14 protein-coding genes and 1 tRNA gene are annotated in these 14,122 nt (G+C 71.3%); 8 read left to right on the forward strand and 7 right to left on the reverse strand.

Going from position 1 to position 14,122, the window contains the following annotated elements; translation table 11 throughout:
* Window positions 1–59: 59 nt before the first annotated feature.
* The 3 genes from BJY18_RS25610 to BJY18_RS25620 all read right to left on the reverse strand — a co-directional run bounded on the left by BJY18_RS25610 (window position 60) and on the right by BJY18_RS25620 (window position 3,471).
* A tRNA-Pro gene (locus BJY18_RS25610) sits at window positions 60–133 on the reverse strand.
* 29 nt (window positions 134–162) lie between these two features.
* Window positions 163–1,143, reverse strand: coding sequence for a metallophosphoesterase (locus BJY18_RS25615; RefSeq protein WP_184782501.1), 981 nt, complete (start codon window positions 1,141–1,143; stop codon window positions 163–165).
* 183 nt (window positions 1,144–1,326) lie between these two features.
* Window positions 1,327–3,471 carry a transglycosylase domain-containing protein gene (locus BJY18_RS25620; RefSeq protein ID WP_184782502.1) on the reverse strand — a complete coding sequence of 715 codons (2,145 nt, stop codon included), beginning with the start codon at window positions 3,469–3,471 and terminating at the stop codon, window positions 1,327–1,329.
* A gap of 339 nt (window positions 3,472–3,810) precedes the next feature.
* Here BJY18_RS25620 and BJY18_RS25625 point away from each other — a divergent pair, with 339 nt between their 5' ends.
* Window positions 3,811–4,107, forward strand: a complete 297-nt coding sequence (locus BJY18_RS25625) for a WhiB family transcriptional regulator (RefSeq protein ID WP_184782503.1) — start codon at window positions 3,811–3,813, stop codon at window positions 4,105–4,107.
* A gap of 138 nt (window positions 4,108–4,245) precedes the next feature.
* On the opposite strand, the gene bagB is transcribed toward BJY18_RS25625, so the two are convergent.
* From bagB to BJY18_RS25640, 3 genes are read right to left on the reverse strand one after another with little or no spacing between them, the layout of a single operon-like run.
* A complete protein-coding gene (bagB, locus tag BJY18_RS25630; RefSeq protein WP_184782504.1) occupies window positions 4,246–5,361 on the reverse strand; it encodes an ATPase BagB in 1,116 nt (371 codons plus the stop codon).
* On the reverse strand, window positions 5,361–6,365 hold the full coding sequence (gene bagA, locus BJY18_RS25635; protein ID WP_184782505.1) for an ATPase BagA: 1,005 nt from the start codon (window positions 6,363–6,365) through the stop codon (window positions 5,361–5,363). Before bagA ends, bagB begins: the two co-directional genes overlap by 1 nt.
* 22 nt (window positions 6,366–6,387) lie before the next feature.
* Window positions 6,388–6,636, reverse strand: coding sequence for a hypothetical protein (locus BJY18_RS25640; RefSeq protein WP_184782506.1), 249 nt, complete (start codon window positions 6,634–6,636; stop codon window positions 6,388–6,390).
* Between the two features lie 129 nt (window positions 6,637–6,765).
* On the opposite strand from BJY18_RS25640, the gene sp36 reads away from it, so the two are divergent.
* From sp36 to BJY18_RS25675, 7 genes are all read left to right on the forward strand, one after another.
* Entirely contained in the window at window positions 6,766–6,927 is a 162-nt protein-coding gene (sp36, locus tag BJY18_RS25645) for a Sp36 family protein (RefSeq protein WP_093572516.1), read from the forward strand.
* Window positions 6,928–6,937: 10 nt separating this feature from the next.
* Window positions 6,938–7,393 carry a RidA family protein gene (locus BJY18_RS25650; protein ID WP_184782507.1) on the forward strand — a complete coding sequence of 152 codons (456 nt, stop codon included), beginning with the start codon at window positions 6,938–6,940 and terminating at the stop codon, window positions 7,391–7,393.
* The gene (locus BJY18_RS25655) at window positions 7,393–8,025 is read left to right on the forward strand and encodes a hypothetical protein (protein ID WP_184782508.1); all 633 of its coding nucleotides are present in this window, start codon (window positions 7,393–7,395) and stop codon (window positions 8,023–8,025) included. Before BJY18_RS25650 ends, BJY18_RS25655 begins: the two co-directional genes overlap by 1 nt.
* 38 nt (window positions 8,026–8,063) lie before the next feature.
* Window positions 8,064–9,233 (forward strand): hypothetical protein, encoded by a 1,170-nt coding sequence (locus BJY18_RS25660; protein WP_184782509.1) that lies wholly within the window; start codon window positions 8,064–8,066, stop codon window positions 9,231–9,233.
* Window positions 9,234–9,888: 655 nt separating this feature from the next.
* A complete protein-coding gene (locus tag BJY18_RS25665) occupies window positions 9,889–10,713 on the forward strand; it encodes an NUDIX hydrolase (protein ID WP_184782510.1) in 825 nt (274 codons plus the stop codon).
* Window positions 10,714–11,487, forward strand: a complete 774-nt coding sequence (locus tag BJY18_RS25670; protein ID WP_184782511.1) for an MBL fold metallo-hydrolase — start codon at window positions 10,714–10,716, stop codon at window positions 11,485–11,487.
* Window positions 11,484–11,738: a glutaredoxin domain-containing protein gene (locus BJY18_RS25675; RefSeq protein WP_184782512.1), complete on the forward strand. Its 255-nt coding sequence runs from the start codon at window positions 11,484–11,486 to the stop codon at window positions 11,736–11,738. The genes BJY18_RS25670 and BJY18_RS25675 overlap by 4 nt, the downstream gene beginning before the upstream one ends.
* A gap of 1,287 nt (window positions 11,739–13,025) precedes the next feature.
* Here BJY18_RS25675 and BJY18_RS25680 read toward each other — a convergent pair.
* Window positions 13,026–14,093 (reverse strand): DNA polymerase III subunit beta, encoded by a 1,068-nt coding sequence (locus tag BJY18_RS25680; protein ID WP_184782513.1) that lies wholly within the window; start codon window positions 14,091–14,093, stop codon window positions 13,026–13,028.
* Window positions 14,094–14,122 lie beyond the last annotated feature (29 nt).

The raw sequence follows: 14,122 nt of genomic DNA on the forward strand, positions 1-14,122 counted from the left end.
ACCGCGAGGCCCGTGTAACCGGCGCTTTCTGCCGGCACACGGGCCCCACGGGACTCGCGTCGGGGTGGCGGGATTTGAACCCACGACCTCCTCGACCCGAACGAGGCACGCTACCAAGCTGCGCCACACCCCGAGGTACTGCTTAACGGGTCGGGAAGAAGTCTAGCGGACGGGTTTTGCGGTCTTGCGCCGGGCTGGCTTCCGGGGGTCGGGGGTGCCGGATCCGCGGGGGACCAGCGTCAACAGGCTGGCTTCCGGCGGGCAGGCGAAGCGCGCCGGTGCGTAGGGGGAGGTGCCGAGTCCGGCGGAGACGTGCAGCCACATGTCGGCTCCCCAGCGGGAGGCGCCGCGGGCGCGGGTGCGGTCGAGTTCGCAGTTCGTGACCAGTGCGCCGTAGCCGGGGATGCGGAGCTGGCCGCCGTGGGTGTGGCCGGCGAGCACGAGGTCGTATCCGTCGGTGGCGAAGGTGTCGAGCACGCGGGGTTCGGGCGAATGTGTGATGCCGAGCCGGACGACCGCGGCGGAGTCGGCGGGGCCGGCGATGTCGGAGTAGCGGTCTCGGCGCAGGTGCGGGTCGTCGACGCCGGCCGCGAAGACTGCCCGGCCGCCGACGTCGACGGTGCGGCGTACGTGGGTGAGGTCGCTCCAGCCGTGTTCGACGAAGGCGGCGCGCAGGTCGCGCCAGGGCAGCTGGGTGCCGTGGATGCGCTTCTTCTTGCCGCGGGGCATGAGGTAGCGCGCGGGGTTCTTGGGTTTGGGTGCGTAGTAGTCGTTGCTGCCGAAGATGAACACGCCGGGCCGTTCGAGCAGCGAGCCGAGTGCCCGCAGCACTGACGGCACCGCGGTCCGGTGCGACAGGTTGTCTCCGGTGTTGACGACGAGGTCGGGCTGGAGTTCGCTGAGCGCGGCGACCCAGCGTTGTTTGCTGAGGTGCCCTGGCAGCATGTGCAGGTCGGAGATGTGCAGGATGGTGAACGGCCGGGTACCGGGCGCGAGCACGGGCAGTTCGGCGGTCCGCAGCGTCCAGCGCCGCCGCTCGATACCGACGGCGTAACCGAGGGTCGCGGCTCCCAGCGCGACCGTCCCTGCGGTGAGGCGGACAGCTTTCGTGCCCCGATGACTGGAATTACTGAGCGTGCTCACAATGCGAGGATACGTGTTCGATCGTGGTCCGTGGTGTCATGGGCGCAGTGTTTTCAGGTAATCACAGAGCGTGTTGAAGCCGTCGGGATTGTGTGCTCTACCTGGATGATCGTGGCAGGTCCGGACAGTCGGACCGGCTCGCGCTCCGACTACTCCACGTCATCGAATGGTGATAGCAGCGTGTCAACGTCCGGTGTACTTCGGATCCTCCGGCGGCAGCGGGACGGCCGGCTGGTCGCCCAGGATGTTCTTCATGGCGCCGAACCAGGTCTGGGCCGGGGTCACGCCACCGAACATGTTGCCCTCGCCGCAGGTCCGGACGTTGCCGACACCGGCGTAGCAGAGCCCGCCGCTGCCTGCGGTACGGAAGACCATCGCGGCGCCGGCCATCTGCGGGGTGCCGGCGACGAACGTGGCCGATCCGTTGTTCTGCGACGTTCCCGTCTTGCCGAGCAGCGGCCGGTTCCAGCCCGCGGCGGCGGCGGCCTTCGCCGACGTGCCGCCCGGCTGGTCGTCCTTGCTCATCCCGATCGCCATGGTGTTCGCCAGGCCCTCGGGCACCACCTGCTGGCAGGCTTCTTCCTTGACCTGCACCGGTTTCCCGTCGCGGTCGGTCACCGACGACAGCGGCGTCGGCGGGCACCAGACGCCGCCGCTGAGCAGCGTCGCCGCGACGTTGCCGAGTTCCAGGCCGTTGGTCGGGCTGAAGCCCAGGGTGAACGCGCCGAAGCCGGGTGACTTGGCGGTCGGGCCGTAGGCCTTCGACTGCGGCACGCTCTTCGGGTCCTTCGGATCCACGGCACCGCCGTTGGTGTCACTGGCCATGGTGGTGCGCATGCCGAGCTTGCTCGCCATCTCGATGGCAGGGCCGGTGCTGCCCAGTTTGTCCTCGAGCGCCACGAACGCGGTGTTCGGCGACGTCGCCAAGGCGTTCTGCAGTGAACTCGAGCCGGGCGAGTTCTTGCTCGCGTTGCTCACGCAGTACCACTTGGAATTCAGCGGAGGCCCCGTCGCCGGGCATTGTGCGCCACCGCCGGTGAACACGTGCGACGTATAACTACTGCCGACCGGGATCGTGCTGTAGATGCCGGCGATGCCGCGGTCCATCACGGCCGCGGTGGTGAAGATCTTGTAGCTCGAGCCCGCGCCGCCGGTGTTGTAGACGCCGGAGGGCAGTGCGTAGGTCGTCTGGCCCTGGTCGGCGTCGATCCCGTAGTCGCGGTTGGCCGCCAGTGCGACCACCTCGTGCCGGTCCTTGCCCGGACGCACCAGTGACAAGGTGTTCGCCACGTTCTTCTGCGTCTTCGACACCTGCGTCTGGGCGGAGAGCTTGGCCTCGTGGTTGGCCTTCTCGTCGAGTGTGGTCTTGATCGTGTATCCGCCGGTGTACAGCTGGTCCTTCGACATTCCCGCTTTGAGCAGGTAGTCCTGCACGTACTGGCAGAAGAACCCGTTCTCCGGGCCGGCGCCGGTGCAGTTCGACGGCGGCTTCGACGGGGTGTCCGGGACGACGCCCAGCGGCTGGGTCTTGAACCGCTCCGCGTCCGCCTTCGCCAGCTTCTCGTTGGACACCATCCGGTCGAGCACCAGGTTGCGCCGCTGGGTGGCCTTGTCCGGGTGGTTCCACGGGTCGAAGACGATCGGGTTGTTCACCAGCCCGGCCAGCAGCGCGGCCTGCGGCACGGTGAGCTTTTCCGGGGTCGTGTCGAAGTACGCGTGCGCGGCGGCGCCGATGCCGTAGATCTGCCGGGAGAACTCGACCACGTTGAGGTAGCCGGCGAGGATCTGGTCCTTCGACAGCTTGGTCTCGAGGTTGATCGCGATGCGGGCTTCCTTGAGCTTGCGCGAGAGCGTCTGCTCCTGCGCCTTCTCCTGGCCCGCCTTGTCCTGCCGGTAGACGACGTTGATCAGGTAGTTCTTGACGTACTGCTGGGTGATGGTGGAAGCACCCTGCGTGTCGCCGCCCGCGGTGTTCGACACCGCGGCACGCAGCGTGCGCGCCCAGTTCACGCCGTGGTGCTCGTAGAACGCCTTGTCCTCCGCGGACAGCAGCGCCCAGCGCATGGCGTCGTTGATCTGGTCCGGCGCCACGGGCACGCGGTACTGGTCGTACAGCGTCGCGATCGCCCGTCCGCCGGAGTCGGTGATGGTCGTCACCAGCGGTGGCGGCACGTCCGCGAGGTCGGACGAGGTCTGTTCCACCGTCTCGCTGGCCTGGTTGGAGGCCACGCCGGCGGCGCCCACCACGGGGAACAGGATCCCCGCGACCAGCACGCCCGCGAGCAGGCAGAGACCGAGCAGCTTGAACAGACCGTCCGTTGTGCGCACGGAGGCCAGGGTACTGAAGGCATGTGGTGCTTCCGTGACCTCACACCCGTGGCCAGGGGATCAATGGGATGAAACGGGCGATGGAGGTCACTTCTGGTCACGGAATGCAGGTTAAGTCTTGGCGAAGGGAACCGGTGACCCCTACAGTCCGTCAACGTCTCACGTAATGCCGGCAGCGGAGTCCAGTGCGGGTGGGAGCCCCACTGGCCCGAACGGCGGCAGCGGCACCGGGGAGGTGCCGGCACCGACGTGCGGCGCAGAGGGAATAACGCTCGCGGGGGTGGGAGCGGGGAGCTTCGCCTTCGCTGGTGTCATACACCAGATGAGGGAGCTGGGGGTATGCAGACCAAAGAGTCGAGCTGGCGGGTCAGTGCTTCGTGCCGGGACGCTGATCCCGACGGGCTTTTCGTCCGTGGCGCGGAGCAGAACCGGGCGAAGGCCGTGTGCCTGGGCTGCCCGGTCCGCACGGAATGTCTCGCGGAGGCACTTGACGGCCGGATCAACTTCGGCGTCTGGGGCGGCATGACCGAACGGGAACGGCGGGCCCTGCTGCGCCGGCGCCCGGACGTGGTCAGCTGGACCGGCCTGCTCGAGGCGGCGAAACGCGACGCGCTCGCCGCCGCGGCGGCCGGCTGAAACACGCCCTGACGGCACTCGGATCCCCGCCGGCCGGCCACCCGGCCGCGGGGATCCGAGTCATGCCCGGACATCGGTGCCGGTGCCTTGCCGGCCGCCCGTGAGCTGCGACGTTGGCCGCAGCCGAGGCGGCGGTGATCACGGGGAGGTGGCGAGTTTGCCGCCGATGTCGCGCAGGCCTTCGAGGTCGTGCACGTCTCCGGCGAGCGCGGGCACCCGCACCAGCGGAGCCTCCGGGTGCGCGCGGGTGAAACGGGCGAGCAGGCGGTTCTCGCGGTCGGCGAGCACCACCCGGTCCGCGTGCAGCCGCAGCACGGCCTCGGCGAGCGGGGCGTTGCGCACCGATTCGGCGGCGGTCAGCGCCTCCGGCCCGGACAGCGGCGCCAGCACCGGATGGGTGCGGTTGGCCACCAGCCCGGCCAGTGGCATCGCCTCACCGGCGAGCCGCTCCACGAAATAGGACGCCTCGCGCAGCGCGTCCGGCTCCGGCGCGGCGACCACGAGGAACGACGTGCCCGACGAGCGCAACAGCTCGGCCGTCTTGCGGGCCCGTTCCCGGAACCCGCCGAACATGCTGTCGAAGGCCTGCATGAACGCCGACGCGTCGGCGAGCAGCTGGCCGCCGATGATCGTCGACACTGCCTTGGCGAACATCGAGAACCCGGCGCTGACCACCTTGCGCAGACCCCAGCCGCCGGCCTTGGCCGGGCCGGTCAGCAGCCGGATCATCCGGCCGTCGAGTGCGGTGGACAGCCGGGTCGGCGCGTCCAGGAAGTCCAGCGCCGACCGGCTCGGCGGCGTGTCGACCACGATCAGGTCCCACTCGTCGGTGGCGGCGAGCTGCCCCAGCTTCTCCATCGCCATGTACTCCTGCGTTCCGGAGAACGAGGTGGAAATGGTCTGGTAGAAGGGGTTCTGCAGCAGCTGCTCGGCCCGTTCCGGTCCGGCATGCACCCGCACCATGTCGTCGAACGTGCGCCGCATGTCGAGCATCATCGCCCACAGCTCGCCCTTGGGCTCGAAGCCTTCGACCCGCACCTGCCGCGGGTGGTTGCCCAGCTCCCGCAGCCCGAGCGCCTGGGCCAGCCTGCGGGCCGGGTCGATGGTCAGCACCACCGTCTGCCGCCCGCGTTCGGCCGCGCGCAGCGCCAGTGCCGCCGCGGTGGTGGTCTTGCCGACCCCGCCGGACCCGCAGCACACGATCACGCGGCTTTCCGGATCGTCGAGCAACGCGTCCACGTCCAGCTCCGGCATCAGCGCACCCCCTGTTCCTGCAGCGCCTCGGCGAGTTCGTAGAGCGCGGCCACGTCGACGCCGTCGGTGCTCTCCGGCAGCTCCAGCGTCGGCAGGTCGGCCTCCGCGAGCTGTTCCCTGGCACGCTGCTCGGCAGCCACCCGCACGGCGTGCTCCACGGTCTCCTCGACGAGCGCGTCCAGCGTCTCGTCCGGCAGCTTCAGCCCGGCCGACGCGAGCCCGGAGCGCACCCGCGCCGCGTCCACCCGGCCGTCCGCGGCCGCGGTCACCGAGCGCGCCGGCAGCCGCGGCGGACGGACCCGGTTGACCAGCACCGCACCCGGCCGCAGGTCGGCGCCGTCCAGCTCGGCCACCGCCTCGACGGTCTCGCGGACCGGCATCTCCTCCAACAGTGTGGTGAGGTGCACCGCGGTCTGGCCGGAGTGCAGCAGCCGTACGACCCCGTCGGCCTGGCCGCGGATCGGACCGGTCTTGGCGAGGTCGGTGAGCGCCTTCGTGACGTCGAGGAACTTCACCACGCGACCGGTCGGCGGCGCGTCGACCACCACCGCGTCGTAGGTGTGCCTGCCGTCGGATTCGGTGCGGCCGACGCACTCCTTGATCTTCCCGGTGAGCAGCACGTCGCGCAGGCCGGGGGCGAGCGTGGTGGCGAACTCGATCGCACCCATCCGGCGCAGGGTGCGGCCGGCGAAACCGAGGTTGTAGAACATCTCGAAGTACTCGAGCAGCGCCGCTTCGACGTCGATGTGCAGCGCGCGCAACTCACCCCCGCCCGGTACCGCGGCGATGCGCTGCTCCGCGTACGGCAGGGGCTCGGTGTCGAAGAGCTGGGCGATGCCCTGGCGTCCCTCGACCTCGATCAGCAGCACCCGGCGTCCGTCGCGGGCGAGCGCGAGGCCCAGCGCCGCGGCGAGTGTGGTCTTGCCGGTGCCGCCCTTGCCGGTGACGAAGTGCAGCCGGGCCCTGGTGAGCTCGTCGGTCCAGCCGGCGGGGGGTGTGGTCACGACATCAACAGTAAACCGGCGCTCAGCTGGCCAGCATCATGACGCCGACCGCAGCCGCGACCACCGCGACGAGGCACCAGGTCGCCACGCCCGGCAGCACGGTCAGGGTGAGCACGGCCACCACGAGCAGTGCGGTGGCGGTCACCGCGCCGGCGACCGCGACCCGGCCCGACTCGTTCACGTGATCCCGCGTCTTCGCCATCACCACGAACGCCAGCGGCACCCCGGCCACCGCCAGCAGCACCGTCGCCACCACCCGCCACGTTTCCATCCGCCCACGCTAACGACCACGACGACGCAGGAGATTGTCACGGTGCGTGACTCGTTCACCTGTCCGGGTGGTGAGCTTCGCGGACGGCGGTCCGGACGGGACTTGCCCGCTTGGTTACGCTCCCGAGTCATGAGCGCGACCACATGGGAGTACGCCACCGTCCCGTTGCTGATCCACGCGACGAAGCAGATCCTCGACCAGTGGGGCGAGGACGGCTGGGAGCTGGTCACCGTGCTGCCCAACCCGAGCGGCGAACAGCACGTCGCCTACCTCAAGCGGCCGAAGAGCTGAGGGGGCGGACGTGACCTGGAGCGAACGGCTCGCCGAGCTCGGTATCGAACTTCCCGGAGTCGCCGCACCGCTGGCCGCGTACGTGCCGGCCGTGCGCAGCGGCTCGCACGTCTACACCTCCGGCCAGCTGCCGTTCGTCGACGGCGTGCTCGCCGCGACCGGCAAGGTCGGCGCGGAGGTCAGCCCCGAGGAGGCGAAGGGGCACGCGCGCACGGCGGTGCTCAACGCGCTCGCCGCGGTGCACGCGCTCCAGGGTGTCGATTCGATCACCCGGATCGTCAAGGTGGTCGGCTTCGTCGCGTCCACGGACGGCTTCACCGGCCAGCCCGCGGTGGTCAACGGGGCGTCCGAGCTGCTCGGTGAGGTGTTCGGCGACGCCGGGGTGCACGCGCGCTCCGCGGTCGGCGTCGCGGAGCTCCCGATCGGGGCGCCGGTGGAGGTCGAACTGATCGTGGAGGTGGAGTGATGGACCCCGACATCGAACAGTCGCTGCACGAGCTGCTGCTCCGGCTGGCCGGCCGCACGCCGGACCAGCTGCTGTGGCGATTCCGGGACTGGCTCGGCGAGGGTGCCATGGGCACGCTCGCGCGGACTTTGCCCAGGTCTTTGCTCAAGCACAGGATCGATCTCGATCAGGCGGAGTACCGCCTGCTCGTGGCGGGTCTGATCCCGCACGGCGCGGACTGGCACCAGGTGAGTTCCACCCTGGGGGTAGACGACGTCGTCGAGACCCGGTACACATTCACGCGGAGTGCCCCCGAATGGGTGAACTCCGTCGACTCTGTGTCCGTCCTGCTCCACGCGACCCTGCGTGGGCGTGCGGACGTGGGGGAAGTGCGGCAGAGCTGGCGGCACCTGGGTGGTGCGGCCGGCGAGGGTGGGGCCAAGCGGGTCCTGCTGGTGACGGCGACGGCGGGTCAGCCGAGGCTCACCGGGGAGCTGCAGCGGGTGCTGCGGGTCCTGGGGGACGAGGAACCCAGCGTCGAGGTCATCCCGCCGCGCTTCGACCTTCCCGGGTACCACCGGGCCGCGCTCGCCGAATCCGAGCTGGTCTGCGTCGGTGCCGCGGGTGCCGGTCATCGACTCGTCGCCGCGTAACGCTCATAGCCGCCAGGCGAGCTGGGAGGAGCACAGCAATGGTGGAGGTTCACGACGGCCCGCCGATGGACGGGTTCTCGGTGCCCCTGCGCCTGCACAACTTGTTGCTGGCCCTGGCTGGCCGCATCGACGACAGTGCGCTCACCGAAGCCCGTGAGCTGATCGCCCGCGCGCACATCGACGAGGCCGTGGAACTGACCACCGGCACGTTGATCGCGGGCCGGATCCCGGTGAGCGGGAACGAGCAGCGGGAGCTGGCGCTCGTACTGGAGATGAGCCGGTCGGACGCGACGCTCGCCAACGATCTGCTGGTCGAGGACGCCGAACCGGTGCACAGTCACCGGTTCACCGGCGACAACCAGCCGGAGTTCGGACTCGCCGAGGCGCTCGACCGCACGCTGCAGGTGCTGCCGGACGTGCGGTCCGTGCACGCGGTGTGGCGCAACACGCCGGCCGGCAGCGTGCCGGGCGCGCTGCCGCAGCGGGTGGTGCTGGTCGAGCTGGGCCCCGAGGGCAACCCGCCCGCAGTGGCCTTCCGCGTCGACACCGCGTTGCGCCGGGCGGGCATCCGCTCGGTCGTCGAGGTGAGCGGCCCGGGCGTGCCGAAGTCGGACTACCACCAGTCGGCCGGTGCCGTCGCGACGCCGGTGTGGGTCACCGGCAGCACGCATTCGGCCCCGGACTACCGCCCGGAACCGGTGTCGGCGCCGCGGACCCCGGCGCCGTCGCCACCGCCGCCGGTCGCCGAGCCGGTGTCGGAGACGCCGAGCCGGCACGGCATCCGTCAGCCGGCCCCGGAACCGCCCGCCCCGGCCGCCCCGCCCGCACCGGTCGCTCCGGTGGTGCCGATCGTGCAGAACCCGCCACCGGAACGTCCCACCGAGGCCGAACGTGCCCACGCGGCCCGGGAGGAATCGCGGGCCGAGCGCACCGCGGACCTGACTCCCGCCGAGGTGGCCCAGCTGCGTCAGGCACTGGCGGAGAACCCGGAGAAGGGCCGCGAGATCGCCGCGGGCAAGCCGAGCATGCACGAGGTCGTGGAGCTGCCCGCGCTGGACCTCGAAGACCCGAGCCTGTCCGAACGAGACCGCGCCCTCCTGCGGGAACTGCACGAGGAACTCGCCGAACGCGAACGAGCCGAGGCCGCCCGCCTCCGCCTCAACGGAGCCTCCCGCTCAGGCGGCGACTCCCGCTGGTCGACTTCCTGACACCCGGCGCCGCGACGTCGTCCCCGGCTTCGCCTTCGCCGGTGGGTTGTCGCGACTGGGCCGTTGGTGGCTGGTCGCGTTGGGTCGCGGGTGGCTTGGGGTTGTGACGGGGCTGCCGTGGTTGGTGGTGGTCGGACGTCGAGACCGGATCCGTCGGTGGTTGGCTGTGACCGGTCCACTGGTAGCTGGTCGCGCTCGGTCGCGGGTGGCTGGTGGTCGGAGATCGTGACCGGACCGCCGGTGGCTGAAGGTCGTGACCGGTCCGCCGGTCGTCGGTGTGGCCGTGCCGCCGGTGGCTGAAAGTCGGGCCCCTGCTTGGCTTCCGATGCAGCGCGATGCCGGGTGACCGGCGTGCTTCGGCGGATCTCGCCCGGAAGTCGGTCAGCGCTGACCGACTTCCGGACGCCGCTGTCGACCTGGCCGGTGAGTCACGTGGGTGACGTCCGGCGCCGATGGAATCTCTGACGCCGAACGCCGTCGGGTTGCCGGTGCGTACGTCGGCGGGGTGTTTGTGGATGTGGCGACCGGTGCTGGGTGAAGTGACCGGCACTGGTGAGTCTCGCGAGCGGGACCTCCTTGCCGGGACGCGGGTGCCGCGGCGTGAGATGTGACCAGTGTCCGGTGATCCGCGCGGGTTGCGAGGTATGTTGCGCGGGTGGATCGGCCGCGTGAGTTCGTTTTCGACATCCCCGCCCGCCCGGGTATCGCGATCCGGGACAACGCCGATGGTCCGCCGGTACGGCCGAAGGACGCCGCCACGGTGATCCTGCTGCGCGACGCCGCGGACGGGCTTGAGGTCTTCCTGCAGCATCGGGTGCGCGGAATGGCGTTCGCGGGCGGGATGACCGTGTTCCCCGGCGGGGGTGTGGATCCGCGGGACGCGGACGCGTCCGTCGCCTGGGCCGGTCCGCCGCCGTCGTGGTGGGGCGAGCGGTTCGCGTGCGACGAGGGGCTCGCCCGGGCGCTCGTGTGCGCCGCGGTGCGGGAGACCTTCGAGGAGTCCGGTGTGCTGCTGGCCGGGACCGAGGATGCCGTGGTCGCCGACGTCGCGCCGTATCGTGCGGCCCGGAAAGCCTTGGAGAGCAGGGAAATCTCGTTGGCCGGGTTTCTCGCCGACGCGGGGCTCACAGTGCGCGCCGACCTGCTGCGCCCGTATGCGCACTGGGTCACGCCGCCGGAGGAGCCGCGCCGGTACGACACGCGGTTCTTCGCCGCGAAGCTGCCCGAGGGCCAGCGCGCGGACGGCGCGACGTCCGAGGCCGACGCCGTGGGCTGGCAGCGGCCGTCCGCGGCGATCGCCGACGCGCGCGAAGGCCGGCGCGGGCTGATGCCGCCGACCTGGCTCACCCTGAGCGAGCTGGACGAGTGCGCGACCGCCGGCGAGGTGCTCGGCGAGCCGCGCGACATCGTCAAGACCATCCCGAAGCTGGTCCGAGACGGGGAGCAGGTCCGCGTCATCCTCGATCCGACGGAGGACTGAATGACCACCCCCGCCTACGGCGTGCTGCGCCGGGTCTCCGAGACGGTGTCGGTACTGCTCGAGAACAACCCGTCCACGATGACGCTGGAGGGCACGAACAGCTGGGTGCTGCGTGCCCCGGACGCTCCCGCCGCGGTGGTCGTCGACCCGGGATACCGGGACCTGGCGCACCTGGAGAAGCTGGCCTGCGTCGGTGCCGTCGAGCTGATCCTGCTGACCCACCACCATCCCGACCACGCCGAGGGCGCACCATGGCTGGCCGAGCGGACCGGCGCGCCGGTCCGGGCGTTCGACGCTTCGCTGTGCCTGGCGGCCGAACCGTTCGCCGACGGCGACGTGGTGCGCGGCGGTGGGCTCGACATTCGCGTGCTGCACACCCCCGGGCACACCGACGATTCGGTGTCCCTGCACGTCGCGGACCAGATCCTGACCGGCGACACGATCCTCGGCCGGGGCACCACCGTGCTGCACGACCTCGGCGACTACCTGCGCTCGCTGCGCCGGCTGATCGACCTTCCCGCGGGCACGCCGGGCCTGCCAGGGCACGGTCCGGAGCTGCCCGATCTCCCGGCCACCGCCCGCGAATACCTGGCACATCGGGAACAGCGACTGGACCAGGTGCGTTCGGCCTTGCAGGTGCTCGGCGCGGACGCGACACCCAGGCAGGTCGTCGAGATCGTCTACGCGGACGTCGACCAGGCGCTGTGGGTGCCCGCGGAAGCGAGCGTCCGGGCCCAGCTGGATTACCTGCGTGCTTCGGAGGACGAACGATGAGTGACGTCGAGGTCGAGTTCTACTGGCGGCCGGGCTGCTTCTTCTGCAGTGCACTGCGCCCGCAACTGCTGGAGAGCGGCTTCTCCCTGAAGGAACTCAACATCTGGGAGGACCCCGGCGCAGCCGAACGCGTCCGCGAAGTCGCGAACGGCAACGAAACCGTCCCGACCGTGATCGTCGGCACCACCGCGCTGGTCAACCCGAGCATCGAGCAGGTGCACGCCGCCGTCCGCGCGGAATCCGCAGCCTGACAGTCGGCCAGTCGGCCAATGGCAGTGGCGGCCGTAGCTGCCGCTGCCGCTGCCGCTGCCGTTGGCGTTGGCGTTGCCGTCGGGTCGCACCGGCCGCGAGCCGAGCCGAATCGGGACGAAGCGTGATCCGGAACGGTCGCCGGTCACGGCGGCGATACAGGGAATCCACAGTCCCGCAGCCACTGGCCGGTTCCAAGAACCACGGCTGCTGGCCGCGGTTGGCGGCTGCCGAGCGCGGTTGTGGCCGGCGTGCAAACCCCCATCGCGGGCGATAGCTGCGGCCCGCGCCGGACCGGACGCGCAGACTGCGACCCGCGGCGACGGTCCGGCCGCGGCAATGGCTGCTGGCCACAGATTCGGACCGACGCGCCGGAGCGCGGTCTGCCCCGACGGCTGCTGACCGCAGACCCGGACGGACGCCCAGACTCTGTCCGCGGCGATGGTCCGGCTGTGGCGACGGCTGCTGACCGCAGGTTCGGACCGGCGCGCCAGGGCGCAGTCTGCGGCGACGGTCCCGCCTGCAGGCACAGCTGGCGACGGCAGATTCGGACCGGCGCGCGAGGGCCCGGTCTGTGGCGACGACTGCCACCCGCGGTCACGGCTCGACGCGCAGACTCCGGCCTTCGGGCGGAGGATCGGCCTGACGCGCAGACTGCGGTATATCCCGACCGGCGCGCCAGTGCGCGGTCTGCCGCGACGGCTGCCGACCCGCCTGCGGCTATGGCTGCCGACCGCAGTCACGGCCCGATATGCAGACCCGGCGGGACGAGCGGACTCGGCTTGTGACCATGGTCTCGGAGCCGGAGCCGGAGCCGGAGCCGGAGCCGGAGCCGGAGCCGGAGCCGGAGCCGGAGCCGGAGCCGGAGCCACGGTCCCGCAGCCGCCGTCCCGCGCGCGGCGGCGCTGCCCGCGTCGGTGGTCCCGCCCGCAGCGGCCGCAGCCGTGGTCCTGCAGCCGCCGTCCCGCCTGCGGCGGCGGTCCTGCCCGCGTCGGTGGTCTCGACGGCTCGGCTGCCGCCGCCTGCGGCCGGAGCCGCGGTCCTGTCCACAACTGCGGTCCTGCCCGCGGCGGCTGTCCCGCACGCAACAGCTGCTGCCGCCTGCGGCCGCAGCCGCGGTTTTGCAGCCGCCGTGCCGCCCACGGTGACGGCGGTGGTCCCCGCCCGCAGGGGCTGCCGCCGCCTGCGGCCGGAGCCGCGGTCCTGTCCACGACTGCGGTCCTGCCCGCGGCAGCTGTCCCGCCCGCAACGGCTGCTACCGCCAACGGCCGCGGCCGAAGCGGTTCGGCTCATCTCGGCAGGAGTGGCATCAGGTAGTACGTGAGGTCCAACTCCCGTTCGTCGGCTGCGGTGAGGATGCAGGCGCGCAGGCCCGGCTGGATGGCCAGCCGGATTCGGCGGCTGGCGAACGGGGTCAGTGCGTCCTGGAGGTACCGGGGCTGGAAGGTGGGCGACGTGCGGCCTCCGCAAACGCTTGCCTTCAGGGTTTCCTCTGCTTCCCCGGTGTCCTGGCGGGCGCTTGCCAGACGGACGTGCGCGTCGCCGACCTCGAGGGTTAGCAGCCGGCGGTCCGCCGCGTAGAGCCCGACGCGGCGGACGGCGGCGGCGAGGTCTTCGGCGTTCAGCTCCACCTCGGTGTCGACGGCGTTCGACGGGATCGCCTCCTCGGATAGGAATCCGGCGTCGAGGACCGCGGTGGTGACGATGCCGCCTTCCCAGCTCAGCCCGAATCGCCCCGCGTCGGCGTGCAGGCCGAGCACGCCGTGGCCGCAGCGGGTGGCTTCGGTCAGCAGCGCGGCCGGAACGAGCACGTCGATCGGCTGCCGGACCGCGCGCAGCGGTAGCCGGGCGACCGCCATCCGGTACCGGTCGGACGCGGTGAGCCGCAGTTCGTCGCCCATGGACTGCACCCGTACCCCGGTGAACAGCGGCAGCGGGTCGTCCTTCGCCGCCGTGCCCGCGACGGTGCGCACCGCCGCGGCCAGCGCTGCACTGTCCACTTCGGATAGCACGTCCGGCGGCGAGAGATCGTGCTGCAGATCCCGGTCGAGCAACGGCAGCGCGAACCGCGCACCGTCCATCCGGATGGCCAGTCTGCTGCCTTCGACGACCAGCCGGACCTGGTCGACGTCGAGCATCCGCACGGTCTCGGCGAACGGCGCGGCCGGTACGAGCACCTCGCCGTCCACGTGCGTGGTCGCGGGACTGGTGAACCGCACGGCCAGGTCGCGGTCGCCGCCGGAGACCACCAGACCGCTTGCGCTCGCCCGCAACCGCAGCCGAGCCTGCCGCGAGAGCAGTCGCACCGAGGCGTTCGCGGCCGCCGCCAGCGGCCGCACGAGGGACGTCAGATCCATGCCGCCGAAACTAGCGACGGCCACCGACA

It is taken from the genome of Amycolatopsis jiangsuensis (genome assembly GCF_014204865.1).
Taxonomy (GTDB): Bacteria; Actinomycetota; Actinomycetes; order Mycobacteriales; family Pseudonocardiaceae; genus Amycolatopsis; species Amycolatopsis jiangsuensis.

What these genes read in the sequence shown, in the direction of transcription:
- BJY18_RS25625 (WP_184782503.1), top strand. Translation starts at nt 3,811, where the DNA reads ATGCAGACCAAAGAGTCGAGCTGGCGGGTCAGTGCTTCGTGCCGGGAC.
- bagB (WP_184782504.1), bottom strand. Translation starts at nt 5,361, where the DNA reads ATGCCGGAGCTGGACGTGGACGCGTTGCTCGACGATCCGGAAAGCCGC.
- BJY18_RS25640 (WP_184782506.1), bottom strand. Translation starts at nt 6,636, where the DNA reads ATGGAAACGTGGCGGGTGGTGGCGACGGTGCTGCTGGCGGTGGCCGGG.
- sp36 (WP_093572516.1), top strand. Translation starts at nt 6,766, where the DNA reads ATGAGCGCGACCACATGGGAGTACGCCACCGTCCCGTTGCTGATCCAC.
- BJY18_RS25655 (WP_184782508.1), top strand. Translation starts at nt 7,393, where the DNA reads ATGGACCCCGACATCGAACAGTCGCTGCACGAGCTGCTGCTCCGGCTG.
- BJY18_RS25660 (WP_184782509.1), top strand. Translation starts at nt 8,064, where the DNA reads ATGGTGGAGGTTCACGACGGCCCGCCGATGGACGGGTTCTCGGTGCCC.
- BJY18_RS25670 (WP_184782511.1), top strand. Translation starts at nt 10,714, where the DNA reads ATGACCACCCCCGCCTACGGCGTGCTGCGCCGGGTCTCCGAGACGGTG.
- BJY18_RS25675 (WP_184782512.1), top strand. Translation starts at nt 11,484, where the DNA reads ATGAGTGACGTCGAGGTCGAGTTCTACTGGCGGCCGGGCTGCTTCTTC.
- BJY18_RS25680 (WP_184782513.1), bottom strand. Translation starts at nt 14,093, where the DNA reads ATGGATCTGACGTCCCTCGTGCGGCCGCTGGCGGCGGCCGCGAACGCC.